The sequence below is a fragment of the Streptacidiphilus sp. MAP12-33 genome (assembly GCF_041261265.1).
In the GTDB taxonomy this organism is placed as follows: domain Bacteria; phylum Actinomycetota; class Actinomycetes; order Streptomycetales; family Streptomycetaceae; genus Streptacidiphilus.
The window spans coordinates 43,220-68,887 of record NZ_JBGCCA010000015.1 but is presented as its reverse complement, the minus strand read 5'-3'; the positions used below and the strand labels follow the sequence as shown (position 1 = coordinate 68,887).

24 protein-coding genes are annotated in these 25,668 nt (G+C 72.7%); 12 read left to right on the top strand and 12 right to left on the bottom strand.

The window, feature by feature from the left end; all coding sequences use genetic code 11:
- The first annotated feature begins 176 nt into the window (after nt 1-176).
- Nucleotides 177-1,256, top strand: coding sequence for an aminotransferase class V-fold PLP-dependent enzyme (locus ABH931_RS16850; protein ID WP_370113948.1), 1,080 nt, complete (start codon nt 177-179; stop codon nt 1,254-1,256).
- Here the strand turns inward: ABH931_RS16850 and ABH931_RS16845 are convergent.
- Nucleotides 1,214-1,954, bottom strand: coding sequence for an SDR family NAD(P)-dependent oxidoreductase (locus ABH931_RS16845; protein WP_370113946.1), 741 nt, complete (start codon nt 1,952-1,954; stop codon nt 1,214-1,216). The two genes, ABH931_RS16850 and ABH931_RS16845, sit on opposite strands and share 43 nt — an antisense overlap.
- Before the next feature lie 63 nt (nt 1,955-2,017).
- On the opposite strand from ABH931_RS16845, the gene ABH931_RS16840 reads away from it, so the two are divergent.
- Genes ABH931_RS16840 through ABH931_RS16830 form a run of 3 tightly spaced genes read left to right on the top strand, consistent with a single transcriptional unit; the run spans nt 2,018 to nt 3,192 of the window.
- On the top strand, nt 2,018-2,239 hold the full coding sequence (locus ABH931_RS16840) for a toxin-antitoxin system HicB family antitoxin (RefSeq protein WP_370113944.1): 222 nt from the start codon (nt 2,018-2,020) through the stop codon (nt 2,237-2,239).
- Nucleotides 2,236-2,631 carry a hypothetical protein gene (locus ABH931_RS16835; RefSeq protein WP_370113942.1) on the top strand — a complete coding sequence of 132 codons (396 nt, stop codon included), beginning with the start codon at nt 2,236-2,238 and terminating at the stop codon, nt 2,629-2,631. The genes ABH931_RS16840 and ABH931_RS16835 overlap by 4 nt, the downstream gene beginning before the upstream one ends.
- Nucleotides 2,632-2,664: 33 nt before the next feature.
- Nucleotides 2,665-3,192 (top strand): hypothetical protein, encoded by a 528-nt coding sequence (locus ABH931_RS16830; RefSeq protein ID WP_370113940.1) that lies wholly within the window; start codon nt 2,665-2,667, stop codon nt 3,190-3,192.
- On the opposite strand, the gene ABH931_RS16825 is transcribed toward ABH931_RS16830, so the two are convergent.
- The gene (locus tag ABH931_RS16825) at nt 3,185-3,430 is read right to left on the bottom strand and encodes a Smr/MutS family protein (protein ID WP_370113938.1); all 246 of its coding nucleotides are present in this window, start codon (nt 3,428-3,430) and stop codon (nt 3,185-3,187) included. The genes ABH931_RS16830 and ABH931_RS16825 overlap by 8 nt on opposite strands.
- 14 nt (nt 3,431-3,444) lie before the next feature.
- Complete coding sequence (locus ABH931_RS16820) at nt 3,445-4,074, bottom strand: hypothetical protein (protein WP_370113936.1); 630 nt, start codon at nt 4,072-4,074, stop codon at nt 3,445-3,447.
- Nucleotides 4,075-4,448: 374 nt separating this feature from the next.
- Between ABH931_RS16820 and ABH931_RS16815 the strand changes: the two genes are divergently transcribed.
- Together ABH931_RS16815 and ABH931_RS16810 are read left to right on the top strand one after the other, a co-directional pair.
- Nucleotides 4,449-5,696, top strand: coding sequence for a hypothetical protein (locus ABH931_RS16815; RefSeq protein ID WP_370113934.1), 1,248 nt, complete (start codon nt 4,449-4,451; stop codon nt 5,694-5,696).
- A 185-nt stretch (nt 5,697-5,881) separates the two neighbouring features.
- Nucleotides 5,882-7,657, top strand: coding sequence for a phosphatidylglycerol lysyltransferase domain-containing protein (locus ABH931_RS16810; RefSeq protein WP_370114132.1), 1,776 nt, complete (start codon nt 5,882-5,884; stop codon nt 7,655-7,657).
- Between the two features lie 39 nt (nt 7,658-7,696).
- Here ABH931_RS16810 and ABH931_RS16805 read toward each other — a convergent pair whose 3' ends face one another.
- Genes ABH931_RS16805 through ABH931_RS16795 form a run of 3 tightly spaced genes read right to left on the bottom strand, consistent with a single transcriptional unit; the run spans nt 7,697 to nt 9,993 of the window.
- A complete protein-coding gene (locus tag ABH931_RS16805) occupies nt 7,697-8,050 on the bottom strand; it encodes a hypothetical protein (RefSeq protein ID WP_370113932.1) in 354 nt (117 codons plus the stop codon).
- A gap of 12 nt (nt 8,051-8,062) precedes the next feature.
- A complete protein-coding gene (locus ABH931_RS16800) occupies nt 8,063-9,253 on the bottom strand; it encodes a sensor histidine kinase (RefSeq protein WP_370113930.1) in 1,191 nt (396 codons plus the stop codon).
- The gene (locus tag ABH931_RS16795; RefSeq protein ID WP_370113928.1) at nt 9,250-9,993 is read right to left on the bottom strand and encodes a response regulator; all 744 of its coding nucleotides are present in this window, start codon (nt 9,991-9,993) and stop codon (nt 9,250-9,252) included. Before ABH931_RS16795 ends, ABH931_RS16800 begins: the two co-directional genes overlap by 4 nt.
- A gap of 227 nt (nt 9,994-10,220) precedes the next feature.
- On the opposite strand from ABH931_RS16795, the gene ABH931_RS16790 reads away from it, so the two are divergent.
- Genes ABH931_RS16790 through ABH931_RS16780 form a run of 3 tightly spaced genes read left to right on the top strand, consistent with a single transcriptional unit; the run spans nt 10,221 to nt 14,630 of the window.
- The gene (locus tag ABH931_RS16790; RefSeq protein WP_370113926.1) at nt 10,221-12,245 is read left to right on the top strand and encodes a beta-galactosidase; all 2,025 of its coding nucleotides are present in this window, start codon (nt 10,221-10,223) and stop codon (nt 12,243-12,245) included.
- A gap of 44 nt (nt 12,246-12,289) precedes the next feature.
- Entirely contained in the window at nt 12,290-13,123 is an 834-nt protein-coding gene (locus ABH931_RS16785) for a trans-aconitate 2-methyltransferase (protein ID WP_370113924.1), read from the top strand.
- A gap of 40 nt (nt 13,124-13,163) precedes the next feature.
- A complete protein-coding gene (locus tag ABH931_RS16780; protein WP_370113922.1) occupies nt 13,164-14,630 on the top strand; it encodes a DUF2079 domain-containing protein in 1,467 nt (488 codons plus the stop codon).
- A gap of 50 nt (nt 14,631-14,680) precedes the next feature.
- Here the strand turns inward: ABH931_RS16780 and ABH931_RS16775 are convergent, their stop codons facing one another.
- Entirely contained in the window at nt 14,681-17,197 is a 2,517-nt protein-coding gene (locus ABH931_RS16775; protein ID WP_370113920.1) for a DEAD/DEAH box helicase, read from the bottom strand.
- 70 nt (nt 17,198-17,267) lie between these two features.
- Complete coding sequence (locus tag ABH931_RS16770; protein ID WP_370113919.1) at nt 17,268-17,714, bottom strand: MarR family winged helix-turn-helix transcriptional regulator; 447 nt, start codon at nt 17,712-17,714, stop codon at nt 17,268-17,270.
- Nucleotides 17,715-17,823: 109 nt separating this feature from the next.
- On the opposite strand from ABH931_RS16770, the gene ABH931_RS16765 reads away from it, so the two are divergent.
- On the top strand, nt 17,824-18,735 hold the full coding sequence (locus ABH931_RS16765) for an alpha/beta hydrolase (protein ID WP_370113917.1): 912 nt from the start codon (nt 17,824-17,826) through the stop codon (nt 18,733-18,735).
- 12 nt (nt 18,736-18,747) lie between these two features.
- On the opposite strand, the gene ABH931_RS16760 is transcribed toward ABH931_RS16765, so the two are convergent.
- Entirely contained in the window at nt 18,748-19,200 is a 453-nt protein-coding gene (locus ABH931_RS16760; RefSeq protein WP_370113915.1) for an SRPBCC family protein, read from the bottom strand.
- Between the two features lie 54 nt (nt 19,201-19,254).
- Nucleotides 19,255-20,025 carry an SDR family oxidoreductase gene (locus ABH931_RS16755; protein WP_370113913.1) on the bottom strand — a complete coding sequence of 257 codons (771 nt, stop codon included), beginning with the start codon at nt 20,023-20,025 and terminating at the stop codon, nt 19,255-19,257.
- A 136-nt stretch (nt 20,026-20,161) separates the two neighbouring features.
- Here ABH931_RS16755 and ABH931_RS16750 point away from each other — a divergent pair, with 136 nt between their 5' ends.
- Nucleotides 20,162-21,400 (top strand): cytochrome P450, encoded by a 1,239-nt coding sequence (locus tag ABH931_RS16750; protein ID WP_370113911.1) that lies wholly within the window; start codon nt 20,162-20,164, stop codon nt 21,398-21,400.
- On the opposite strand, the gene ABH931_RS16745 is transcribed toward ABH931_RS16750, so the two are convergent.
- Together ABH931_RS16745 and ABH931_RS16740 are read right to left on the bottom strand one after the other, a co-directional pair.
- On the bottom strand, nt 21,401-23,047 hold the full coding sequence (locus ABH931_RS16745) for a flavin monoamine oxidase family protein (protein ID WP_370113909.1): 1,647 nt from the start codon (nt 23,045-23,047) through the stop codon (nt 21,401-21,403).
- A 78-nt stretch (nt 23,048-23,125) separates the two neighbouring features.
- On the bottom strand, nt 23,126-23,848 hold the full coding sequence (locus tag ABH931_RS16740; RefSeq protein WP_370113907.1) for a TetR/AcrR family transcriptional regulator: 723 nt from the start codon (nt 23,846-23,848) through the stop codon (nt 23,126-23,128).
- Nucleotides 23,849-23,954: 106 nt separating this feature from the next.
- Between ABH931_RS16740 and ABH931_RS16735 the strand changes: the two genes are divergently transcribed.
- A complete protein-coding gene (locus ABH931_RS16735) occupies nt 23,955-25,658 on the top strand; it encodes an amidohydrolase (protein ID WP_370113905.1) in 1,704 nt (567 codons plus the stop codon).
- Nucleotides 25,659-25,668 lie beyond the last annotated feature (10 nt).

The window sequence follows — 25,668 nt, the reverse complement described above, 5'->3', positions numbered from 1 at the left end:
CGACAAGCCACCCTGTGTGGCGAGTCGCCGAACGAGCAGGGCCATCCGCACCGGGTGGTCGCTCGCGCAGTTCCTCGCGCCCCTGTCGTGCCTGCGCCTCTGCATAAGCGCGGCTTGGGGCCACCACAAGGGAATTGGCCGTGGTGCCGGCGGGCCCCGGCCGGGACGATGGCGGGATGGACCTTGATCTCGTCGCCCGGGAGTTCGCGCCCGGGACCGTGTACCTCAACACCGCCGGCATGGGCCTGCCGCCCGCCCGTACCGTGGCAGCACTGGCCGAGGCGATCGCCGAGCAGGCCGCGGGCCGGGCCGACGTGGTCGCGTACGACGGGCCCGTCGGCGCCGCCAGGCGCGCCTTCGCGCGCCTGGCGGGAGTCGCGGAGCGTCAGGTGGCTGTCGGGGCAACCGCGTCGGAGCACGTGGGAGTGGTGGCCGCCGCCCTGCCCGAAGGGGCGGAAGTGCTGGTGGCCGCAGGCGAGTTCACCTCGGTGACCGCACCGTTCCAGCACCGCCCGGGGCTGCGGGTGCGGGTCGCCCCGCTGGAGCACCTCGCCGAGGCGGTGACGCCGGGGACGGCGCTGGTGGCCGTCAGCCTCGTGCAGTCCGCCGACGGCCGCGTCGTCGACGCGGCCGCGGTGCGGGAGGCGACTCGCCGCGTTGGCGCCCGGCTGCTGCTGGACGCCACCCAGGCCGCCGGTTGGCAGCCGCTCGCGCCGTACGCCGCCGAGGCGGACTACCTCGTCTGCGCCGGCTACAAGTGGCTGCTCACCCCGCGCGGGGTTTCCTTCTTCGCGGTCGCGGCCGAGGCGATGGACGGGCTGCGCCCGATCGCGCCCGGCTGGTACGCGGGCGAGGACCCGTGGGCGAACTGCTACGACGAGGTCGAGCTCGCCCGGTCCGCGCGGCGGTTCGACCACAGCCCCGCCTGGCTGCCGTTCGTCGGCGCCGCGAGCTCCCTCGCACTGGTCGAGGAGCTCGGCCCCGCCCGTATCAACGCCCACGACCTGGCGCTGGCCGGCCGCTGCCGCGAGGGCCTGCGGGCGCTGGGCCACCGGCCGGTGGAGGCGGACTCGGCGATCGTCTCCGTCGCCGGGCTCGGTGACCTGGCCAAGCGGCTGGCCGAGCAGGAGGTCCGGGTCAGCGCCCGGGCCGGCGGTCTGCGGCTCTCCTTCCACCTCTACAACAACGAGGCGGACGTGGACCGGCTGCTGGGCTACATCCCGCCCGCGACCCGCAGCACCGCGCCGGTGGCGTAACTCGCGTCGGCGGAGAAGAACCAGGCCACGGCGCCGGAGATCTCCTCCGGCTGCGCGCAGCGGCCGAGCGGGATGTTCGGGGCCCGCTTGGCCGGGCGCTCCGGGTCCGGGTGGAACTCCGTCCAGACCGTCCCCGGCGCGACGCAGTTGACCCGGATGCCGCGCGGCCCGAGCTCCTTGGCCAGACCGACCGTCATCGCGTCGACCGCCGCCTTCGCGGCGGCGTAGTGCACGTACTCGCCGGGGCTGCCGAGCGTGGCCGCGCCGGAGGAGATGTTGACGATCGCGCCGGCCACGCCCGACTCCGTCATCGCGCGTACGGCGGCGCGGGCGCAGAGCAGGTAGCCGGTCACGTTGACGTCGACCGAGCGACGGATGCCTTCCGGGTCCGCCTCGGCGAGCGGCCCGTACGGGCCGGGCACGCCCGCGTTGTTGACCAGGCCGGTGACCGGCCCGAGCCCGGCCTCGGCGGCCGCGGCGAACAGCCGGTCCACGTCGGCCTGCGCGGTGGTGTCCGCCTGGACGGTCACGCAGCGGCGACCCTCCGCGCGCACCTGTCCGGCGACCCGCTCGGCCGCGTCGGCGTCCGCGCGGTAGCCGAGGACCAGGTCGTGCCCCTCGCGGGCCAGGCGCAGCGCGACGGACGCTCCGATACCCCGGCTCGCGCCGGTGACGACGGTTACCTGTCGGTCGGTCAAGACTTCCCCCAGATGTTCCTTGCTCCGGACGGCGTCCAGGACGCCTGTTGTACGGTAACTCCCATGTCGAAGCACATCACCATCCGGGTGGACGAGGAGTTCCACGCCCGGCTGGCGGCGCGGGCGGCGGCCGAGGGGACCACGATCACGGCCCTGGTCACCGAGGCCGCGCGGCGCGAGCTCGACCCGGACCGGCAGCGCTTCCTCGAGGCGGCGGCCGAGTTCAACACGTCCGAGAACTGGGCGTACTTCCAGGAGCGGTTCGGCGGGAAGAAGTCCGCGTGAAGGCAGCAGAGGAAGCGGTGAAGGCCGACGAGGCCTGGGCCTGGAACGTGCTCGCGCACCACCTGCCGTCCGATCCGACGGTCTGGGATCCTTCCGCGATCAGCGCGGCGATCGCCCGGCACGCCAGCGACGTCGTCCTGATCGCCGACGATCCCCCGCGCGACGTCCACTGGCGCGCGGCCGCGCTGCTGCACACCCTCTCCGTCTGCCCGCCGCTCGACTCCCCGATGAACGAGTTCTACGCCGCGACCCTGACCCGCTCGTACCTGGCGATGGCTGACGTCAAGCCACTGCCCAACAGCTTCGCGCTGGCGGATCTGGTCGAGCACGCGAAGGAAGGCCGCAACGACGTCTTCGCCACGGCGGAGGCGCTGCGCAAACTGACGGACTGAACGAGCCGGCGCATCAGCGACTGCGGGGGCCGCATGGCAGTGGGAGTGGTGTTCTACGCGTTCTTCGGTCTGGGGTGGCTGCTGGCCGGACTGGGTCATTTCGGCGGCACCGTGACAGGCGTGGCCGGTCTGTGCGGCCTGCTCGTCGCCGTGGCACTCGTGCTCGCCGCGCGGCGCCTGCCCGCACCGGTGGACCGGAGGCTTCCCGCCGCCCAGCGGCGGCGCTTCGGGCAGGTCAACGCGGTGCAGTGGCTGCTGATCGCCGCGATCGTGGCGGGCTGCGTCCTGGGCGGGGTGCCGGTGCTGGTCATGCCGCTCGTCGCGGTGGTGGTCGGGCTCCACTTCATTCCGCTGGCGCGGGTCTTCGCCGAACCCCGGATGGCCGCCACGGGCGCCGTCCTCACCGCCCTGGGCCTGTGCGGCCTGGCCGCGCGGGCGGCGGGTGCGAGCGCGGGGACGGTCTTCACCCTCGTCGGCGTCGGCTGCGCGCTGACCCTGTGGGTGACGGCGCTGTGGACCGTGGCGGGATCCCGCGGTGCCGCGACCACCCCGCCTACCTGAAGTGCACCAGGATCCGTCCCGGGTTGCGCGGGTCCTCCTCGCGGGAGGCGTACAGGCGCCGGATGTGCTTCTGGTCCAGGAAGGCGAGCACCCGCTGCTTCAGCTTGCCCGACCCCTTGCCGGGGATGATCTCGGCGACGGGCTCGCCCGACTGCGCGCAGGCGAACAGGAACTGCCGCAGGGCCAGCTCGATGTCGCGGTTGTTGCGGAAGAGCGGGTGGAGGTCGAGGCTGCGCATCGGGGTCCCTGGGCTCAGTGGTCGCGCGGATCGGGGCGGTCGAGGTTCCAGTGCCGGACGGTCTGGCAGAGCCAGCCCTCGTCGGACTCGCGCGGTATCAGCGAGATGCGGGTGACCGTGCGCTGGCCGCCCTCGTGGTCTCCGTAGAGGAGGTCGACGTTGATCCGCTGACGGTTCTTCACCTGGTCCACCAGTGCGCCGAAGGCCGGGTCCTCGGGGTCGCGCAGGGCCGCGTGCCAGGTGCCGTGGTCGGCGGGCGCGACGTACATGTCGATGCCCTGGCGGCGGAACGCGGACGGGTCGACGGGCGCGTCGCCCTCGCGCAGGGACCAGCCGTGGACGATGCCGAGGCCGGGGCCGAGGTTGCGCAGGGCCGCGCCGAGGTAGACGACGTCCTCGCTCACGTGCGCGTAGCCGTCCGCGCCGGTCAGGTGCGTGCGGTGGCCGTCGCTCCAGATGAGCTTCTGCTGCGGATCGGAGGGCCGGGCGCTGACCAGGACGGGACGCAGCGAGACCTGAAGGGCCCGCTCGGCCGAGCGGGCCGCGCGGTCCGCCGAGCGGATCGAGGCGAAGCTCGCCACCGCGAGTACCAGCGTCCCACCCGCCGTCAGCACGGACGAGACCGTGCCCCAGTCGATCGCCATCCGTCCAACCCCCCGGTCCGTGCACGATTCCAGTCGTCCGGCGGATGGATCACCGCCGGTCGGTGGTGATCTGATCAGATCTCGGCGGATCTTGTCGGACCTGCCGCAGCGTAGTCGCCTCGTGCCAAACGCACACGTTCGAGTGAGTTTCCTCTGGAGTTCCTGTGGGACACCTCCCCAGGACACGTACTGGCGAATGAATCTGCGACGGGTCTCCGGTGGGTCCCTGGGCCTTGGGCGCCCCCGCATGAGGGATGCTGTGAGGGTTGCTTACATCGGGACCGATCGGCAAGAACCGCAGATCCCGGACAAGCGTCTCAAGAGGCGCACATCTGATCGATGAGCGGTAGCGAAGCGCGAAAGGCAGGAACCGTATGGGAGCGATCTCTCGCAGGAACATGCTCGCCGGGGGAGCGGTCGCCACGGCGGCGGCGCTGGGCGTGTCCGCCTGCGGTCGCTCCGGCGGCGGCACGCGGGCCGCGGGCGGCGACGGCAAGCCGGCCGGCGGTGCCTCGTCCAGTCCGTCCGTCGACGCGAGGCCGGTCAACCTGATCGGCGACGGCTCGATGGCCGACACCGGCCCACAGCCGAACCAGCCGGTCTTCGAGAAGCTGCAGCCCGGCCAGCGGCCGCCGCAGTTCGTCGTCTTCTCCTGGGACGGCGCCGGCGAGGACAGCAAGCAGTTGTTCTCGCACTTCCGCGCGGTCGCGCAGGAGGTCAAGGCGACGATGACCTTCTTCCTCTCCGGCATCTACGTGCTGCCCGAGGGCAAGAAGCACCTCTACCTGCCGCCCGGCCACCGTGCCGGCGCCTCCGACATCGGCTACCTCGCCGACGACCACGTCAAGGCGACGCTGGAGCAGACCCGTGGGGCGTGGCTGGAGGGCCACGAGATCGGCACTCACTTCAACGGCCACTTCTGCAGCGCGACCAGCGGCGTGGGCACCTGGTCGCCCGAGCAGTGGCGCAGCGAGACCGAGCAGGCCATGGACTTCGTGGCCAACTGGAAGACCAACACCGGCTTCCACGACCTCGACCCGCTGCCCTTCGACTACCGCAAGGAACTGATCGGCGGGCGCACTCCGTGCCTGCTGGGCCAGAACCAGTTCCTGCCGACGGCCGCCGCGATGGGCTTCAAGTACGACGCGAGTTCGCCCGGCGGCAACCAGATGTGGCCGGACAAGAAGCACGGCCTGTGGGACTTCCCGCTGCAGTCCATCCCGTTCCCCGGGCACAGCTTCCAGGTGCTGTCGATGGACTACAACATGATGGCCAATCAGAGCGGCGGCAACCCCAAGGGCGACCCGTCCAAGCGCGCCTACTGGCAGCAGCAGTCGTACGGCTCGTACATGGCGGGCTTCAACCGCGCCTACACGACCAACCGGGCCCCGTTCTTCATCGGGAACCACTTCGAGAGCTGGAACGGCGGCATCTACATGAAGTCCGTCGAGCAGGCGCTGCGCGAGATCGCGGCCAAGCCCGACGTGCGGCTGGTCTCGTTCCGGCAGATGGTGCAGTGGCTGGAGGCCCAGGACCCGGCGGTGCTGGCGAAGCTGCGCACCCTGAACGTCGGGCAGAAGCCGGCCGACTGGAAGACCTACACCTCCGCCACACCCGTCTGACCTGCGCACCTGCCGTTCGTCGCCACTGCCCCCGCCGATCGGCGGGGGCAGAACAGGGACCTCGGAGTGACGAAACCCGGACCGGGCCGGGCCAAGCTGGTACCTGTACTGATACCTCCTCAGTCGTCCAGCCCGCGTTCCACCGCGCGTCCCACCCGGAGCCGTCCTTGACCTCGACCGCCGCCATGCCGCGCGCCCCGCGCGAGAGGGTGACGCACGTCAGTGCGCGCACCGCCGTCTGGTACCTGCGGATCGTGGCGTGCCTCAACCTGTTCGCCGCGGTCTCGCTGAGCTTCCGCGAGCAGGTCCGGCACCACAACCACGGTGACTTCTACACCCCCTACCTGCTGACCGCCGGGTTCAGCTCGGCCGCGTTCGCGGTCTTCATGTCCGTGATGATGAACCGGCACAAGCGGGCCGCCTGGATCGCCAACACGATCCTGTCCGGGCTGCTGCTGATCGCCCTGCTGCTTTCCCTCGTCGAGCACCCGGGCGTGCGCTCGCACTGGTTCAACTGGGCGACGCTCGGGGTGCTGCTCGTCTTCCAGACGGCGCTGGTGCTCGGGCGCGACGAGTTCCGCGCCAAGGGCGACCCGGCCAACCCGCGGCTCGCCGGTGGTGTGCTCGTGGGCGGCGGCCTGGTGACGCTGCTCGCCGGCACCGGCCTGCTCAGCCTCACCGCGGCCGGCCGCGGGGCGACGCTGGGCGACCGCGTCGAGTACGTGATCTACCGGGCGATCACCCTGAACTCGGAGGGCTCGCAGTTCTTCGAGGTCGCCGTGCCGCGCTGGATCGACATCACCGTCAACGTGCTGAGCGTCGGCGTCCTGGTGCTGGTCACCTACGCGCTGTTCCGCGCCCCCAAGGGCAAGGAGTACCTCAGCCACGAGGACGAGACCCGGCTGCGCGGCCTGCTGGAGCGCCACGGCGCGCGGGACTCGCTCGGCTACTTCGCGCTGCGGCGCGACAAGTCCGTCATCTTCTCGCCCAGTGGCAAGGCGGCCGTCACCTACCGCGTGGTCGGGGGCGTCTCGCTGGCCTCCGGCGACCCGATCGGCGACGTCGAGGCGTGGCCGGGCGCGATCGAGAAGTGGCTGGAGCAGGCCCGCGAGCACGCCTGGACCCCGGCCGTCACCGGCGCCAGCGAGGAGGCCGGCGTCGTCTACGCCCGCCACGGCCTGGACGCCCTGGAGCTGGGCGACGAGGCGATCGTCGAGGTCGCCGACTTCTCCCTGGAGGGCCGCTCGATGCGCGGCGTCCGCCAGGCCCACAACCGCGTCCGCCGCGCCGGCTACACCGTCTCCGTCCGCCGCCACGCGGACATCGCCGAGGCGGAGATGGACACCCTCATGGTCGACGCCGACCGCTGGCGCGACGGCGGCACCGAGCGCGGCTGGTCCATGGCGCTGGGTCGCCTGGGCGACCCGGACGACGGCCAGTGCGTGATGCTGGAGTGCAAGGACGCCGACGGCGAGCTGCGAGCCCTGCTGAGCTTCGTCCCGTGGGGCGAGCAGGGCCTCTCGCTCGACCTGATGCGGCGCGACCGCGACAGCGACAACGGCCTGATGGAGTTCATGGTCATCGAGCTGTTGCAGCAGGCCCGCTCGATCGGTGTGGAGCGCGTCTCGCTGAACTTCGCGGTCTTCCGCGCGGTCTTCGAGCGGGGAGGCAAGCTGGGCGCGGGGCCGTTCCTGCGGGCGTGGCGCTCGGTGCTGGTCTTCTTCTCGCGCTGGTGGCAGATCGAGTCCCTCTACCGGGCGAACGCGAAGTACCGCCCGCAGTGGGAGCCCCGCTACGTCCTCTTCGAGCGCAGCCGCGACCTCCCGCGCATCGCCCTCGCGAACGCGTGCGTCGAGGGCTTCATCTCCCAGCCCCGCCTTCCCGCGCTCCCACGCGGCCGGCGCCGTGCGGCCGTGCAGGTGGAGCGGGCCCCGGAACGCGAGCTCCAGCACGTGGCGTGACCCGCCAGGGGCGCGCGCCCCTGGCGGTGCCACCGCACCTCAGCGGAATTCGTGCACGACCTCGATCTCGCCGAGGATGTGCACGTTGAACTCGTCCAGTTCCTCGGCCGGCACCCACAGCTCCAGGATGGTGCTGCCGCCCGCCTGCTGCACGGGATACCGGCGCAGGAACTCGGTGTCGACCTCGAAGCGCGTGACGAAGCCCGCGCCGTCGTGCTTGACGTTCCAGTCGCGGGCGATGCGGATCGCGTAGTCCTCGTTCAGGACCGGGTAGAAGATCGGCTGCTCCGGCAGCCGTGGCGGCCAGGCGCGGAAGCCGAGCTCGCGGACCAGGGCGAGCTCGACCGGGCCGGTGGGGCGCCAGAGGGTCGTGGTGGTGCGGGTGGTGCTCATGGGCACCGGACCCTAGCCGCGGGGGCCGCCCGCGCGCGAAGGGGTTTCCGCGACGGAGAGGGGGAAGGTCGCCGTGACGGCGAAGCCCCCGTCGGGGCTCGGCCCTGCCGAGAGCGTGCCGCCGAGCTGCTGGGCGCGCTCGTGGAGGCCGATCAGGCCGTGGCCGCCGCTGGGGAGCAGCAGGGGGGTGGCGTCCGGGGAGGCGGCCGTGTTGGTGATGGTCACCTGGAGGGCGTTCGCGACCCGCGTGAGTCGCACGGAGACGGTGGACCCCGGGGCGTGCTTGCGGATGTTCGTGAGGGCCTCCTGGACCGTGCGGTAGGCCGCGCGTTCCACCGGCTCGGGTACCGGTTGCGGCACCGTGTCCGTCACCTCGGTGTGCAGCGCGCAGGACAGGCCGGACTCCGCGACGAGCCGGGGCAGGTCCGCCAGCGTCGGCTGGGGCGTCAGCGGCTTCGCGTCGCCGCCGGCGGCCCGCAGGACGCCGACCATCTGGCGCAGCTCCTGCAGGGTCTTCACGGACAGCTGCCGGATCGTGCGCGCGGTGTCCTTCGTCGCCTCGGGGTCGCCCGCGCGGACCTGGAGCGCGCCGGCCTGGATGGAGATCAGGCTGACCTGGTGCGAGACCACGTCGTGCATCTCCCTGGCCAGTCGGGCCCGCTCCGTGGACAGCACGGACTCGGCCAGCAGCCGCCGCTCGCGCTCCTGACCGCGGGTCAGCTCGTCCAGGCGGACGGCCAGCTCGCGCCGGGTGGTGACGAGCATGCCCAGCGCGATCGGCGCCGCCGCCGTCAGCAGGGCGTACATCGCCGCCAGCGCGGTCGTCCGGTCCCACGCGAGGCTGAAGTCGCCCCAGGGCCAGGGGACGAACTGGGTCAGCGCCACCAGCAGGCCGCCGACCGCGACGGCCCACCGGTTGCGGTAGCGGACCGACACCGAGTAGACCGCGAACATCGGTGCCAGCCAGATGTTGCTGAGCTCCATGCCGGGCAGGGTCGCCAGCAGGACGAGTATCGGCCAGCGCCTGCGCAGCAGCAGCGCGGCCGCGGCGACCAGTGAGGTGATCATCTCGGTGGTCGAGGTCAGGTCGTTGGCGAGCAGCGCGTCCAGCGCGGCCAGCAGCGCCGGGACGGGGACCGTGACCCATGGGCTGAAGTACCAGGGCCGGGCCGGGCCTGCCGGGGCGGGCGCCGGGCCGCTCACTGGCCGTGCCTGGGCGGCACCGACCCGCCGGAGGCCGTGCCACCCGTGCCACCCGTGCCACCCGTGCCGGAGCCGCCGCCCGCGCCCGAGCCGTGGTCGCCGCCCAGCAGGCCCGCCTGGTGTGCGAAGACCGCGGCCTGGACGCGGTTGGCGGTGCCCAGCTTGGCGAGGATCGCGCTGATGTGGTCCTTGACCGTGCCGGTGCTCAGGTAGAGCCGGGCCGCGATGTCCGCGTTGGACAGGCCCTCGCCCAGCAGCGTCAGCACGTCCAGCTCACGCGTGGTCATGGCCGCCAGCCGCGACGCCGTCTGCCGGTCCGGGCCGGAGTCCAGGTAGCCGGCGATGACGGTGTCCGTCACCGCGGGGGAGAGGATCCGGCCGCCGGAGGCCAGCACCCGCACCGCGTGCATCAGCTGCTCCGGGTCGGTGTCCTTGAGCAGGAAGCCGCTCGCACCCGAGCGCAGTGCCGTGCCGATGTACTCGTCGCTGTCGAACGTGGTCAGCATCGCGACCGCGGGCGGCTCGGGCAGCTGCATCAGCCCGCGCAGCACGGTGAGGCCGTCGACGTCGGGCATCCGCACGTCCAGCAGCACGACCTCGGGCCGCAGCCTGGCCACCGTGGCGACGGCGTCGCCGCCGCCGCAGGTGCCGACGACCTCGATGTCCGGGGCCGAGCCGACGATCAGGCTCAGGCCGGAGCGGACGAGTGTCTCGTCGTCGACGATGACCACGTGGATCACAGGCGGACCTTTCGCATTGCTGTGGGCGGGCTGGGTGCGGGGTGTGCGTGGGTGCCCTCGCGTAGAGCCTACGAGGCCGGGCGCGCCGTCGGTGCCGTGTCCGGGCGGGACGCACCCGGGGACGGCTCCGACGCACCCGGACGGGGTCTTGCCGAAGCGGCGTCGAAGGGGAGAGGCTGCCCACGGCGTGCGCGGTTCCAGCGACGGCACCGGACGAGGAGTGATCCATGGCACAGCGGCTGCGCCTGGAGGGGCTGGCCTACGGTGGCGACTACAACCCCGAGCAGTGGCCGGAGGAGGTCTGGGCCGAGGACGTGGCGCTGATGCGGGAGGCCGGGGTCAACCTGGTCAGCCTCGGCATCTTCTCCTGGGCCCGGCTGGAGCCGCGGCCGGGCGAGTTCGACTTCGGCTGGCTGGACCGGATCATCGCGCTGCTGCACGAGGGCGGCATCCGCGTCGACCTGGCCACGCCGACCGCCGCCCCGCCCGCCTGGTTCCAGAAGGCCCACCCGGACGTGCGTCCGGTCACGGCCGACGGCCGGGTTCTCGGCTACGGTGCCCGGCAGACGTACTGCCCGAGCTCGCCGGAGTACGCCGCGGCGGCCGCCCGGATCACCCGTGAGCTCGTCGCGCGCTACGCCGGGCACCCGGCGGTGGTGCTGTGGCACGTCCACAACGAGTACGGCTGCCACGTCGCCCGCTGCTACTGCGAGCGCTCGGCCGCGGCCTTCCGCGACTGGCTGCGGGACCGCCACAAGACCGTGGACGCGCTCAACGAGGCCTGGGGCACCGCCTTCTGGGGCCAGCGCTACGACTCCTTCGACGAGATCGACGCCCCGCGCGAGGCACCGACCGCGGTCAACCCGGCCCAGCAGCTGGACTTCCGCCGCTTCTCCTCGGACGCGTTGCTCGCGCTCTACACGGCCGAGCGCGACATCATCCGCGCCGCCGACCCGGACGTGCCGGTCACCACCAACTTCATGGCCGGGCTCTCGGACAACCTCGACTACTGGTCCTGGGCCCGCGAGGTGGACCTGGTCGCCACCGACCACTACCTGACCGCCGAGCGCGCCGACAACCAGATCGGACTCGCACTCAGCGCCGACCTGACCCGCTCGCTGGCCTTCGGCGAGCCCTGGCTGCTGATGGAGCACTCGACCTCGGCGGTCAACTGGCAGCCGCGCAACATCGCCAAGCGGCCCGGGGAGATGGCCCGCAACAGCCTCGCGCACGTCGCGCGCGGCGCGGACGGCGTGATGTTCTTCCAGTGGCGTGCCTCCCGCGCGGGCGCGGAGAAGTACCACTCCGCGATGCTCCCGCACGCCGGCACGGACACCCGCCTGTGGCGCGAGGTGGTCGACCTCGGCGCCCGCCTGCGCGAGCTCGCGCCGCTGCGCGGCAGCCGGGTGCGGGCGCAGGTCGCGCTCGTGTGGGACTGGGAGTCGCGCTGGGCCCTGGAACTGGAGTACCGGCCCAGCGTCGACCTGGACTTCCGCGAGCGGATCGACGCCTACTACGAGCGGTTGTGGCGGGCCGGGATCACGGTCGACTTCGTCCACCCCGGGGCCGACCTCAGCGGCTACCGGCTTGTCGTCGCGCCCTCGATGTACGTCACCCGCGCCGCCTGGGCGGAGAACCTGCGCGCCTGGGTCCGCTCCGGCGGAACCCTGCTGACCAGCTACTTCACCGGCATCGTGGACGAGAACGACGCCGTCCACCCCGGCGGCTACCCCGGCGCCCTGCGCGACGTGCTGGGTGTGCGCGCGGAGGAGTTCCTGCCGTTGCGCCGTGGCGAGACCACGACGCTGGTCGCCCCGCCCCGCATGGACGGCGCCGCCGCCGCGCCCGGCACGGCCTCCCGATGGGCCGAGGACCTCGCCCTGGAGGGCGCCTCCGCCGTCCTCCAGCACGCCGACGGACCGGCCGCCGGGCGCCCCGCCGTGACCCGCCACGCCTTCGGCGCGGGCACCGCCTGGTACGTGGCCACGGCCCCGGACACCGGCACCCTCGACGCCCTCCTGCGTGCCGCCCTCGCCGACGCGGGCGTACACACCCCGAGCGGCCTGCCGGACGGCGTCGAACGCGTCCGCCGGGTCGGCGCCGACGGGCGTGACCGGGAGATCGTGATCAATCACACCCTGTCCGATGCGACCGTTCCCGGCCCGGAAGGTCCGGTTTCGGTACCTGCCGGAACGGTCCGGGTGCTGGCATCGGAGCCGCTGGAGTCGGTAGGTTCGCCGACGGACCAGTGACCGGCACGTGACCGGCACGTGACCTGAGGGACGGGGAGAGCCGCGTGGGGCAGGGCAGTGCGGGACAGGAACGGGCGCTGGTGTTCGGTACGACGGCGGAGCAGTACGACGCGGCGAGGCCCGGCTACTCGGCCCTCCTGGTCGACACCGTGCTCGACTACGTCGGGAACGCCTCCCCGCGCGCCCTGGAGATCGGCGCCGGGACAGGCAAGGCCACCGTGGCCTTCGCCGGACGCGGCCTGCCGGTGCTCGCCGTCGAGCCGGACCCGCGGATGGCGGAGGTGCTGCGCCGCAACACCACCGCGCTGCCGCAGGTGGACGTCGAGGTCGGGCTGTTCGAGCAGTGGCAGCGGGCAGAGCGCCGCTTCGACCTCCTCTACGCCGCCCAGGCCTGGCACTGGCTCGACCCGGAGACCCGGCGTGACCACACCTTCGACGCGCTGGTCCCAGGCGGCACCGTCGCGCTGTTCTGGAACTTCGCGCCCATGGTCGACCCGGTGCTGCACCGCGAGTTCACCGCCATCGACGCCGACTACGGTACCGAGCTCGGTCGACTGACCGGTCTCGCCACCGAGTTCGAGGGCGAGATCGAGGCCACGGAGGAGAACGGCTGGCCCAGTGTGGACTTCGCGGGCGACCCGCGCTTCACCGACCAGCGCTCGGTGCGCGTCCGTAACGGCCGCACCCGGCACGACGCCGACGCCTGGCTCTCCCGGGTGGCCACCCAGTCCGGTGTGCAGATCCTGGAGCCCGAGCGGCGGGCGACGCTCCTCGCCGCGCTGCGCCGCGTTCTCGACACGCACGGAGCCGGACTGGACACGGAGTGGATCACGGACGTGTTCCTCGCCAGACGTCTCCCGGAGCAGACGCAGGCGTAAGGTGAACGGGTTTGCAGGCTGACGGGGTGGGACACGGCGAGTGAGTACAACCGGGACGACAGTCGTCGCGCAGCGGCGCACACGGCTGGTGACGGGGGAGCTCGGAGCCTCGGACGGACGGATACCGTCCTGGGCGTACAGCTGGGGCACGGCGGCGGTCTTCGCCGTGCTCTACACGGTGCTGTCCGTGCGGCGTCACCAACTGCAGCAGACGGCCGGCTACGACCTCGGCATCTTCGAGCAGGCCGTGCACGCCTACGCGCACCTGCAGGCGCCGGTCACGCCGCTCAAGGGCCTCGGGTTCGACGTGCTGGGCGACCACTTCAGCCCCGTCATCGCGGTGCTGGCGCCCTTCTACCGGATCTTCCCGACCCCGGTGACGTTGCTGGTGGCGCAGAGCGTGCTGCTCTCGCTGGCGATCGTGCCGCTCGCCGACTGGGCGCTGACGGCGCGTGGTCCGCGCACCGCACTGGTGGTGGGGTTCGGTCTCGGCTGCTCGTGGGGCGTCGTGCAGGCGGCGGCGTTCGACTTCCACGAGGTGGCGTTCGCCGTGCCGCTGATCGCGTTCGCGGTGCGCGCGCTCGGTGAGGAGCGGTGGCGCGCGGCCGCGTTGTGGTCGCTGCCGCTGCTGCTCGTCAAGGAGGACCAGGGGCTGACGGTCGCGGCCGTCGGCGTCTACCTCGCGCTGCGCGGCCCGCGCCGCCTCGGCCTGTGGATCGCCGCCGCGGGCGCGCTCGGCACCTGCGTGGAGGTGCTGCTGGTGCTGCCCGCCGTCAACGTCCACGGCGGGTTCGACTACTGGCAGCAGATCACCGGTGGCGGCAGCGCCACCACCGGCGGCGTCACCGCGGCGGGCGGCGGCGGCTCGCTCATCGGCCTGCTGGCGCACCTGCCCTGGCCGCCGGTCAAGTGGCTGACGCTGCTGATGCTGTTGGCGCCGACGGCCTTCTTCGCGCTGCGCTCGCCGCTGACGCTGCTGTGCGCACCGACGCTGCTGTGGCGCTTCGCCTCCGGCAACTCGCACTACTGGGGCGTCGCCTACCACTACAGCGCGGTACTGATGCCGATCGTCTTCGGCGGCTTCGTCCACGCGCTGACCAGAAGCCGGCTCTCCTGGCGGCGCGGGCGCGCGATGCTGGCGGCCAGCGCCGCCTTCACGCTGGCGACGCTGCCCTTCTTCCCGTTGCGCGAACTCGCGCTGCCACCCCAGTGGGTCACCCCGACCCACGTACAGACGGCGGACGCGATCCTCGGCCAGATCCCGGACGGGGTGAAGGTGGCGGCCAGCAACCGCCTCGCGGCCCAACTGGTCCACCGGGACACGGTGACCCTGGTCTGCATGCGCGACGCCTCGGCCGACGCCGACTGGGTCGTGGTCGACTCGACCGACTCCAAGGCCATCGCGCCGTGCTCGGCGGACACCGCCGTCGCCGAGCTCACCCACTTCGAACAGCGCGGGTACACCATGGTGGTCAGCAGCGACGGCGTCACCCTGCTGCGGCGCTGACCGCCCGCACGACCCTGCCGAGCAGTTCCCTGCGCCCCTGACAGTGCGACTCAGCCCAGGCGGTCGACGCCGGTGACGCGCAGGACGGCGCGGCCCTCCTCGTCGGAGGAGTGGAGGTCGACCTCCGCGCTGATGCCCCAGTCGTGGTCGCCCGCCGGGTCGTCGAAGATCTGGCGGACCAGCCACGCGCCCTGGATCGTCTCGTCGTCGATCAGGAGCATCTTGGGGCCACGGGCGTCGGGGCCGGTGAACAGGTCGTCGTGCTCGTCCCAGTACGCGTCCATGGCGTCCGCCCAGCGGTTCGCGTCCCAGCCGCCGTCCTCGGCGTCCAGCTCGGCGAGCGCGCCGTAGTTCTCCAGCGCGCACAGCTCGACGCGGCGGAAGAGCGCGTTGCGGACCAGCACCCGGAACGCGCGCGTGTTCGCGGTGACCGGCGCGGTCCTCTCCTCCAGGGAGACCTCCAGCTCCTCCTCGTCCTCGGGGTTGGCCAGCTGCTCCCACTCGTCCAGCAGCGAGGAGTCGACCTGGCGGACCAGCTCGCCCAGCCAGGAGATCAGGTCGCGCAGGTCCTCGGACTTCAGGTGGTCCGGAACGGTGTGCTCGACCGCCTTGTACGCGGACGCGAGGTAGCGCAGCACCAGGCCCTCGGTGCGCGGGAGCTCGTAGAAGCCGACGTAGTCGGTGAAGGTCATCGCGCGTTCGTACAGGTCGCGGGCGACGGTCTTCGGGCGCAGCGGGTGGTCGCTGATCCAGGGGTGCGAGCGGCGGTAGACCTCGTAGGCGTGCTCCAGCAGCTCCAGCAGCGGCTTGGGGTAGGAGATCTCCTGGAGCCGCTCCATCCGCTCCTCGTACTCGATCCCGTCGCGCTTCATCTCCGCGACGGCCTCGCCACGTGCCTTGTTCTCCTGCGCGTGCAGGATCTGGCGTGGGTCGTCGAGCGTCGACTCCACCACCGACAGCACGTCCAGTGCGTAGCTCGGCGACGCCGGGTCCAGCAGTTCGAACGCGGCCAGCGCGAACGTGGACAGCGGCTGGGTGAGCGAGAAGTCGTCCTGGAGGTCGACCGTCAGGCGGACGATGCGGCCCGTCTCGTCGGGGTGCGGCAGCCGCTCGACGACGCCGCCGGCCTCCAGCGAGCGGTAGATGGCGATGGTCTCGCGGATGTGGCGGCGACGGGTCTTCGGGTCGTCGTCGTTGTCCGTCAGCAGGTGCCGCATCGCCTCGAAGGCGTTGCCGGGGCGGTTGATGACGGACAGCAGCATCAGGTGGCTGACCTTGAACCGCGAGACCAGCGGCTCGGGCGCCGCGTCGATCAGCTTGGTGAAGGTCTCCTCGCCCCAGGAGACGAAGCCCTCGGGGGCCTTCTTCCGCACCACCTTGCGCTTCTTCTTCGGGTCGTCGCCCGCCTTGGCGACGGCCCGCTCGTTCTCGATGACGTGCTCGGGCGCCTGCGCGACGACCGTGCCGACGGTGTCGAACCCGGCGCGCCCGGCGCGGCCGGCGATCTGGTGGAACTCACGGGCGCGCAGCATCCGCACCCGCTGGCCGTCGTACTTGCTCAGCGCGGTGAACAGCACCGTGCGGATCGGCACGTTGACGCCGACGCCGAGGGTGTCGGTGCCGCAGATGACCTTCAGCAGGCCGGCCTGGGCCAGACGCTCCACCAGGCGGCGGTACTTGGGCAGCATGCCCGCGTGGTGGATGCCGATGCCGTGCCGCACGAAGCGGGAGAGGTTCCGGCCGAACTTGGTGGTGAAGCGGAAGTTGCCGATCAGCGCGGCGATCGCGTCCTTCTCGGCCTTGGTGCACATGTTGATGCTCATCAGCGCCTGCGCCCGCTCCACGGCCTGGGCCTGCGTGAAGTGCACGACGTAGACGGGCGCCTGACCCGACTTGAGCAGGTCCTCCAGCGTGTCGTGGATGGGCGTGCGCTGGTACTCGTAGAACAGCGGGACGGGGCGCGTCGCGGAGGAGACCGTGGTGGTGGGCCGGCCGGTGCGGCGCTTCAGGTCCGCCTCGAACTTGCGCACGTCGCCGAGGGTCGCGGACATCAGCAGGAACTGTGCCTGCGGCAGCTCGATCAGCGGCACCTGCCACGCCCAGCCGCGGTCCGGCTCGGCGTAGAAGTGGAACTCGTCCATGACGACCTGCTGCACGTCCGCCTGCGCGCCGTCGCGCAGCGCGATCGAGGCGAGCACCTCGGCCGTGCAGCAGATGATCGGCGCGGTCGGGTTGACCGACGCGTCGCCCGTCATCATGCCGACCTTCTCGGTGCCGAACATCTTCACCAGGTCGAAGAACTTCTCCGACACCAGCGCCTTGATCGGCGCGGTGTAGAAGGTCCGCTGCCCGTTCGCCAGCGCGGTGAAGTGCGCCCCGGCCGCGACCAGGCTCTTGCCGGAGCCGGTGGGGGTGTTCAGGATGACGTTGTTGCCCGAGACGATCTCGATCAGCGCCTCTTCCTGGGCGGGGTAGAGGGTGATCCCGCGCTCCTCGGCCCACCCGGCGAAGGCCGTGAAGAGCTCGTCGGGCTGGGGGGTCGCGGGGATGAGATCAGTCAGGGTCACCGGACCATTCTGCCTGTTCCGGGTGCCGGCCCCCACCCGTCCCGCCGCGCGTCAGCGGCCGGGGAACGCTTCAGCCCGCTCGCCCGGTGGAGTTCGCCTCCAGGGTCGCGCGCAGGCCGGACAGGGTCGCGGCGACGCGGGCCAGGTCGTCGGGGGGGACCGTCGCGGTCAGAGCGGCCAGTTCGGCCTCGACGAGCGGGCGGGCGGCGGTCAGCCGCGTCCTGCCCTCGGGGGTGAGCCGGAGAACGGACGAGCGGCGGTCCTCGGGGTGGGGGACGCGCTCGCACCAGCCGGCCGCGACCAGACGGTCGACCGCCTTGCTGACTGCTCCCACGGTGATCGCCACTTCGCCGACCAGGTCGAGCACGCGGCACCCCGGCACCCGGTCGATGATCTCCAGAAACTCGAACTGGCCCAGGCTCAAGCCCAGTTCGGTGCGCAGTCGGGTGTTCAGCGCGTTGTAGAGCCGGGTCTCGACGCGGACGAGGTCGACGAAGATCGGTGTGACGGAGCTCACAGGTGCCTCCAGTAGATTCCTAGGAATCATCTTCTGCGGAATGTGCTTTGATTCTGGCAGATGGATTCCTCGGAATCCATTCCGCACCCCGACCGATGAGAGGCCCGACATGTCCCGTCAGCAGCGTGACGCCCTGGACGCCCTGCTCCGCTCGATCCCCCGCCGCGAGACGCCGACCACGGTCGAGGAGCAGCGCAGCGGCTTCGCCGCCGGACTGACCCGGCCCGCACCGGTGGACGTGGCCACCCGCCGCACCACGCTGGGCGGGCGCCCGGCGCTGGAGCTGGAGCCGGCCGGGGCGGCGGAGCGCGGTGTGCTGCTCTACCTGCACGGCGGCGGCTACGTGCTGGGCTCGCCCGACACCCACGCCGGGCTGGTCGGCGAACTGGCCGGCCGCGCCGGACTGCGTGCGATCTCGCTCGACTACCGGCTGGCGCCCGAGCACGCCTTCCCGGCGGCCGTCGACGACGGGCTCGCCGCCTACCGCGAGCTCCTGGGGACGGGCACGGACCCGCGCGAGCTCGTCCTGGCCGGTGACTCCGCCGGTGGCGGCCTCGCTCTGGCCACCCTGCTCGCGGCTCGCGAGGCGGGTCTGCCGCTCCCGGCCGCCGTGGTCGTCCTCTCCCCGTGGGCCGACCTCACCCTGGCCGGGGCGAGCATCCGCACCAAGAACGACGCCGACCCCATCTTCGCCGAGACCGACCTGCGCGCCTACGCCGATCTCTACGCCGGTGCCGCCGACCCGGCCCAGCCCCTGGCGAGCCCGGTCTTCGCCGACCTCACCGGACTGCCCCCGCTGCTCGTGCAGGTCGGCGCGAACGAGCTGCTGCTCGACGACGCGGTCCGCCTGGCCGCCCGCGCGGGTGCCGACGGCGTCGAGGTCACCCTGGAGATCGGCGCCGGGCTGCCCCACGTCTACCAGACCAACTACGGCCGCCTCGACGAGGCGGACGCCGCGCTCGACCGCGCCGCGCGCTTCCTCGCCACCCACCTCGCCGCGGATCGTCTCGCCGCCGCCTGACGAACTGACGAACTACCGGGCCAGGCGCTGGGCCAGCACCTCTCCCCGGGCCGCCTGGACCTCGGCGGCCTTGCCGGCCGCGAAGCGGAGCAGGCCGAACGGGGCGGAGAGGCGCAGGGTGTCCACGACGCGCGAGCCCGCCTCGTCCGCGTGGACCGCGAACTCGTAGCCCATCCGCACGCCTCCCGGACTGACGACGTCTCCGCTGACCGTGGCCTGCTCCGGCAGGGCCCCGTCGTCGGTGCGCAGGGTGACCCGGATGAGGTTGTCGTGCGTGACCAGCCCCAGGAAGCGGAAGCGCTCGACCGCCACGTAGTGCGTGACCTCGCCCTCGCGCCGGACGTCCCGCACGTCGACCAGCAGCGGCGACAGGCCGATGTAGTTGTCCGGCTCGGCCAGATGCGCCAGCACGGCGGCGGGATCGGCCGGAACCTCGTAGGTGCGGGTCAGTTCGGTGCTCGGCACGTTCAACTCCTCCATGGGCGCGGACCCATGGATGCTCCCAGGATCGCCGCCCGATCACCAGGGCCGGTCCGGGAGCATGCCCGCCCGGAACCGGCGGCCGCCGTCGACCAGCAGGTCGGCGCCGGTCACCCAGGAGGCGTCACCGGAGAGCAGCCAGACCACCGCGTGGGCGATGTCCTCCGGCTCGCCGAGGCGCCGCAGCGGCGTCCCGGCGGCGAGGGCGGCCTCGTCGCGCTCCCACCAGAAGCGGGCCAGTTCGGTGCGGACCAGCCCGGGGGAGACCGCGTTCACCCGCACCCGCGGGGCCAGCTCGGCGGCGAGGTGCCGCGTCAGCTGGAGCAGCGCCGCCTTGCTCGTCTCGTACGCGGCCAGCCCCGGGCCGACGCCGTGCACGCCCTCCGTCACCACCGTGACCACCGCGCCGCCGTGGTCCTTCATCCACCCCTCCCAGGCGGCGCGCACCAGGGCCAGCGGACCGTGGACGTTGACCGCGAAGGTGTCGCGCCAGGCCTGCGGGTCGCCCGCCACCGCCGGGCCGAGCGGCTGGTTCGCGCCCGCGTTGCACACGACGAAGTCGAGCCGCCCGAAGGTCTCCAGCGCGAGCCCCGCCCAGCGCCGGACGTCCACCTCGTCGCCCGCGTCCCCGGCGGCCGCGACCAGCCGGCCGGGAGCGGGGCCGAGCGTCGCCAGGGCCTGTTCCAGGCCGTCCTTGCCACGCGCGCCGATCAGCACCGACGCCCCGGCGTCGAGCAGCTCCCTGGCCACCGCCAGACCGATCCCACGTGAGCCGCCGGTGACCACCGCGGCCGAACCCTCCATGCGCATAGCGCAGATGCTGCGCTGACGGTCCGTCTGATGTCCATAACCGTGCCGGGACCGGGCCTGGACCGGACTGTCGCGCGGTGGTGCGGGCACGGCACACTGAGTCAGGCAGCATCGGGCCCGGTCCGGGAGGGGCAGCATGACCATGGCCGAGCAGGACGCACCGCTCGTCAACGACCCGGCGTTCAAGGCGCAGGCGCACGCCCGCTACGCGGGTCTGCGCAGCCGGGGGGCGGTGCAGCGGGTCCGGCAGCCCAGCGGGCTCGACCTCTACCTGGTCCTGGACCACGAGTGGGCGCGCACCGCGCTGACCCACCCCGACCTGCTCAAGGACCCGGAGATCGGCCGCGCCGGGCTCGACGCCGCCGGCGTCCTCAACTACCAGGGTCGCGGCCAGGGCTTGGGTTCCAACATGCTGATGGCCGACCCGCCGGACCACGCCCGTCTGCGCGGCCCGGTCGCGCACGCCTTCACGCCGCGGCGGGTGGAGGCCCTGCGCCCGCGGATCCAGGAGATCGCCGACGAGCTGATCGACGCGATCGAGGCCAAGGCGGCCCGCGGCGAGACGATCGACCTGGTCGCGGACTTCACCGGCCCACTGCCGGTCATGGTCATCTGCGAGCTGCTGGGCGTCCCCGCGCAGGCCCAGGCGGACTTCCGCCGCTGGACGCAGGCCGCTGTCTCCGGCGGCTCGGCGACGCCCTCGGTCATGCAGCAGGAGGGCATGCTGGCGCTGAACGCCTACTTCATCGCGCTGATCGCGGCGAAGCAGGCCGCGGCGGATCCCGGTGACGACCTGCTCGCGGCGCTGATCCGCCTCAACCGCGAGGACGAGCACGCGCTCAGCGCGGACGAGCTCCTCGGCACCGCCGTCATCCTGCTGGTCGCCGGCCACGAGACCACCGTCAACCTGCTGGGCAACGCGGCGGCCGCGCTCCTCGACCACCCCGGGCAGGCCGAGCTGCTGCGGCGGCAGCCGCAGTTGCTGCCCGGTGCGGTGGAGGAGTTCCTGCGGTTCGACGCGCCCGTCGACCAGACGCCGCTGCGCTTCGCGGTGCGCGACGTGGAGCTGGGCGGCGTCCTCGTCCCCAAGGGCAGTGCGGTCGCCGTCTCCCTCGCCGCGGTCGGCCGCGACCCGTCGCTCGCCCCGGACGCCTCCGCCCTCGACGTCACCCGCACGGACGGCCGCCACCTCTCCTTCGGTCACGGCATCCACTACTGCGTCGGCGCCCCCCTGGCCCGTCTCGAGGGCCAGGTGGCCCTCGAGACGCTCCTCCGCCGCCTGCCGACCCTCCGGCCGGTGGGCGCCTACGCGGACCTGACCTGGACCGTCGGCGGCATCATGCACGGCCCCCTGGCCCTGCCGGTGGTGCTGTAGTCACAGCTGGGCGGTGATCTCCGTTGCCGCCCGTTCGCCCGAGGCCACCGCCGCGTCGAGGGTGGCGTTGTCCACGTCCGTGTGTTCGCCCGCGAAGTGGATGCGGCCCTCCTGGACGGCCTCGTAGCCGGCGAAGGAGGTGTACTGGCCCACCTCGTAGTAGTGGTAGGCGCCCTTGTGCCACGGGTCCAGGGACCAGTGGTCCTCGTAGGCCAGGCCGTTCCAGGCGGCCGTCGTCCCCGGGAAGACCTGCTCGATCTGGGTGAGGAAGGCGTTCACGTCCGCTGCCGGGGCCGGGCCGTGGGCCGCGCCGGTGAGGCCGGTGCGGGCGGCGTCGCCGCCGGGGAAGTTGACCAGGAGGGCGGGGGAGCCCTTCGCGCCGAGTTGGACGGAGCCGTCCCACGCGGTCTGGTAGCCGCTCGGCCCGGTGTTGCTGATGCCGTTGTAGCCCAGCGAGGGCCAGGTCTTCGTGGTCAGCTGCGTGACCAGCTTCGCGTTCTGGCCCATGCCCTGCTGCTGGATCGCCTGGAGCTTCAGCGCGCTGAGCCCCGCCCGGCTGAGGTCCACGTCCCGCAGGGTGCTGAACGGCAGGGCCAGCACGAGGTGGTCCGCCTGGACCTGGACCGACGCGCCGCCGCCCGTGCACTGGAAGGTGCAGGTGTAGCCGCCGCCGCTGTTCTGCACCACGGCCACCAGCTGGTAGCCCTGCTGCACCGTTCCGGCCGGCAGCTGCGCGACCATGCCGCTGACCAACTGGTCGTTGCCGCCCACGAGGTGGTACTTCTCGTCGAAGCCGGAGCCGCCGTCGAAGGTCGAGGAGTTGCCCAGGAAGCCGATCATGCCGACGGCGGAGGCCGCCGACGGCTCGCCGCCGGCCTGGAGCTGGATCGACCGGATGAGTTGGCTGAGCGCCGAACCCGAGGGCAGGCCGATGCGGTTGAGGTAGTCGAGGCAGGAGAGCTGGTCGAGCTGCTTGGCCGTCGCGGTCGCGCTGTTCCAGCGCGGGGTTCCCATCGCGGCGTAGGAGGCCGCGAACGCGTTGTACGCCTCGGCGACCCAGTCGCTCTGCTGCTGCGGGCCGTCGTAGCGCGCGCCGTTGATCCAGCCCGCGTAGGTGCCGGAGTTGAGCGAGCCGCCGTTGGCGTACTCGGTCTTCAGGCCGAGGGACTTGGCGAGGCCGAGCACGGAGGTGTCGGTGGAGCTGATGAACGAGCCGCCGTGCTCGCTCACCATGCCATCGGAGAAGAAGCCCCGCAGGGTCCAGCAACGGCCGCCGACATGCGTGGTGTCGGCCTCGTAGACGGTGGCGGCTACCGGCGTGGTGCCGGTCCACAGCCGGTGCGCGCAGCGCAGTCCGGCCAGGCCCGCGCCGACGATGACGACGCGCGGCGCGGTGGCCGCGTTGGGGGAGGCGGCCGCGCGGGTCGCACCCGCGAGGGCGGCCCCGGCCAGGCCGGCGGCGGTGGCGGCGCCTGCGGCGATGAGCAGTTGACGCCTGTTCAGCTCATGCTCGGCGCGTTCGCCGGCGACCTCGGCGACCGGCATGCCGCGCCGACGGGCCTCGCCCTCCAGGGAGAACGCGAGGCCGAGCGAGGCGGGGAGGCCGGTGCGGGTGGTGGTGCTCGATCTGGCAGGTTCCCGGTCCATGGCGAAGAACCCCTCTCTGGGGGTGGGGATCGATCGAACGGTGACGACCGGGAGTGAAGCGCTCGCGCAACGTTGTTGTCAACGGTGTTGCGCCACGCGCGCCTCGATCGCGGTGATCAGCGCCTCGACCCGGACCCGGTAGACGGCGTCCTGGGTGACCCCGGCCAGCTCCTCGGCGACGGCGGTGATCTGCGGGAACGCCTGCGGGTCCACCAGCCGGTACTCCCGGCTCCAGGCCGACTCGTCCGCCGCCCGGGCCTCCGCCGAGAAGAGCAGGTAGGCGGCGCGCTGGCCGACCAGGGCCAGCAGCGAGTCGCCGACCATGCGGTAGTACACGGCGGCCTCCGCGCCGCGCAGGCCGGCCTCCGTCACGGCGCCCAGGATCAGTTCGACGACGCGGAACTCGTTCGCGCGCCGCGTCGTGCGGCTGGCCATCGCGGAGGCGACGGCGGGGTACTTCAGCGCGACCGCGAGCGAGCCGTCGGCCAGGGCGCGGATGCGGTCCTGCCAGCCGAGGCCGGCCTGGATGCTGTCCAGCACCTCGCCGAGGGTGCGATCGGCTACCTCCAGCAGCAGTTCGTCCTTGTCGCGGAAGTGCCGGTAGACGGCGGTCGGGTCGGCGCCGAGCTCCTCGCCGAGGCGGCGGACGGTGAACGCGTCAGCGCTGCCGCGTGCGGCGATGCGCAGGCTGGCCTGGATGATCGCTTCGGGCGTGAGCTGGCTGCCCGATCGCTTGCTCCGGGTGCTGCGGGCGCGCGGGCCGGGGGGAGCGACATCCGGATTCGAGGCTGGGTTCGTCATGGTGCGGCCAGTGTAACGATGCGGACTCCCCGGAGCGCAACAGTGTTGACAACACTGTTGCGCCGCGCTTCACTCCTCCTCACCATCACTCGGGGAGGAAACGCCGATGGCGTCCCATGCACCGTCAGAAACCCCTGCTCAGCTGCTGTTCCGCGGTGGACGCGTGTTCACCGCGACCGGCGCCGCGACCGGCTCGGCGCCCGTCGACGCCGCCGTGGCCGTCCGCGACGGACGGATTCTCGCCGTGGCCCCGGAGGCCGAGCTGCGGCCGCTGCTCGGCCCGGCCACCGAGGTCGTCGACCTCGACGGCGGCCTGCTCGCGCCCGGCTTCCAGGACGCCCACGTGCACCCGACCGTCGCCGGGGTGCAGATGCTGCGTTGCGACCTGTCCGGACAGCGCAGCATCGACGGCTACCTGGCCACCGTCGCCGCCTACGCCGCCGCCAACCCCGACGCCACCTGGATCCGCGGCGGCGGCTGGTCCATGGACGTGTTCCCCGACGGCCGGCCCACCCGCGCCATGCTCGACGCCGTGGTCCCGGACCGGCCGGTGCTGCTCACCAACCGCGACGGGCACGGCGCCTGGGTCAACTCCCGTGCCCTGCAACGCGCGGGCGTCGGCCGGCACACCCTCGACCCGGCCGACGGCCGGATCGAGCGCGAGCCCGACGGCACCCCGACCGGGATGCTCCAGGAGGGCGCGATGAACCTGGTCGGCGACCTGGTTCCGGTGGCCACCCCCGAGGAGGCCCGGGCGGGCCTGGTCGTGGCGCAGGAGTACCTGTTCTCGCTCGGCGTCACCGCCTGGCAGGACGCCATGATCGGCGCCTTCCCCGGCAACCCGGACAACTTCGCCGTCTACGTCGACGCCGCCCGCGACGGCACGCTCAAGGCGCGCGTCGTCGGCGCGCTGTGGTGGGACCGGGAGCGCGGCACCGAGCAGATCACCGACCTGGTGGAGCGCCGGCTGCACGGCCGCGTCGGCCGGTTCAACGCGACCAGCGTCAAGATCATGCAGGACGGGATCGCCGAGAACCACACCGCCGCGATGCTCCAGCCCTACCTCGACGGCTGCGGCTGCGCCACCGCCAACTCCGGCCTCAGCTTCGTCCCGCCGCAGGTGCTGCGCGCCGCTGTCGCCGAACTCGACGCGCTGAACTTCCAGCTGCACTTCCACGCACTGGGCGACCGGGCCGTGCGCGAGGTGCTGGACGCGCTCGAGGCCGCCCGCGAGCAGAACGGCCCCAACGACAACCGCCACCACCTCGCCCACCTCCAGGTGGTCGACCCGGGCGACTACAAGCGGTTCGCCGAACTCGGCGCCGCCGCCAACATCCAGGCGCTGTGGGCCGCGCACGAGCCGCAGATGGACGAGCTGACCATCCCCTTCCTCGGCCCCGAGCGCGCCGCGCTCCAGTACCCGTTCGGCGACCTGGCCCGCGCCGGCGCACGGATCGTCGCGGGCAGCGACTGGTCCGTCAGCAGCCCCAACCCGCTCTGGGGCATCCACGTCGCCGTCAACCGCGCCGTGCCGACCCAGGCGCCGAACGCCGCCGCGGACCGCCGCCCGCGGCGCCCCTTCTACCCCGAGCAGGCGCTGACCCTCGCCCAGGCCTTCACCGCGTACACGGCCGGCAGCGCCTGGGTGAACCACCTGGACCAGCAGACCGGCACCGTCGAGCCCGGCAAGTGCGCGGACCTGGTCGTGCTCGACCGCGACCCCTTCGCCGGCTCTCCCGAGGAGATCGGCGACACCCGGGTCCGGATGACCTTCGTCGACGGCGTCGCCGTCCACGTCGCCGACCACTGACCCTCACCCT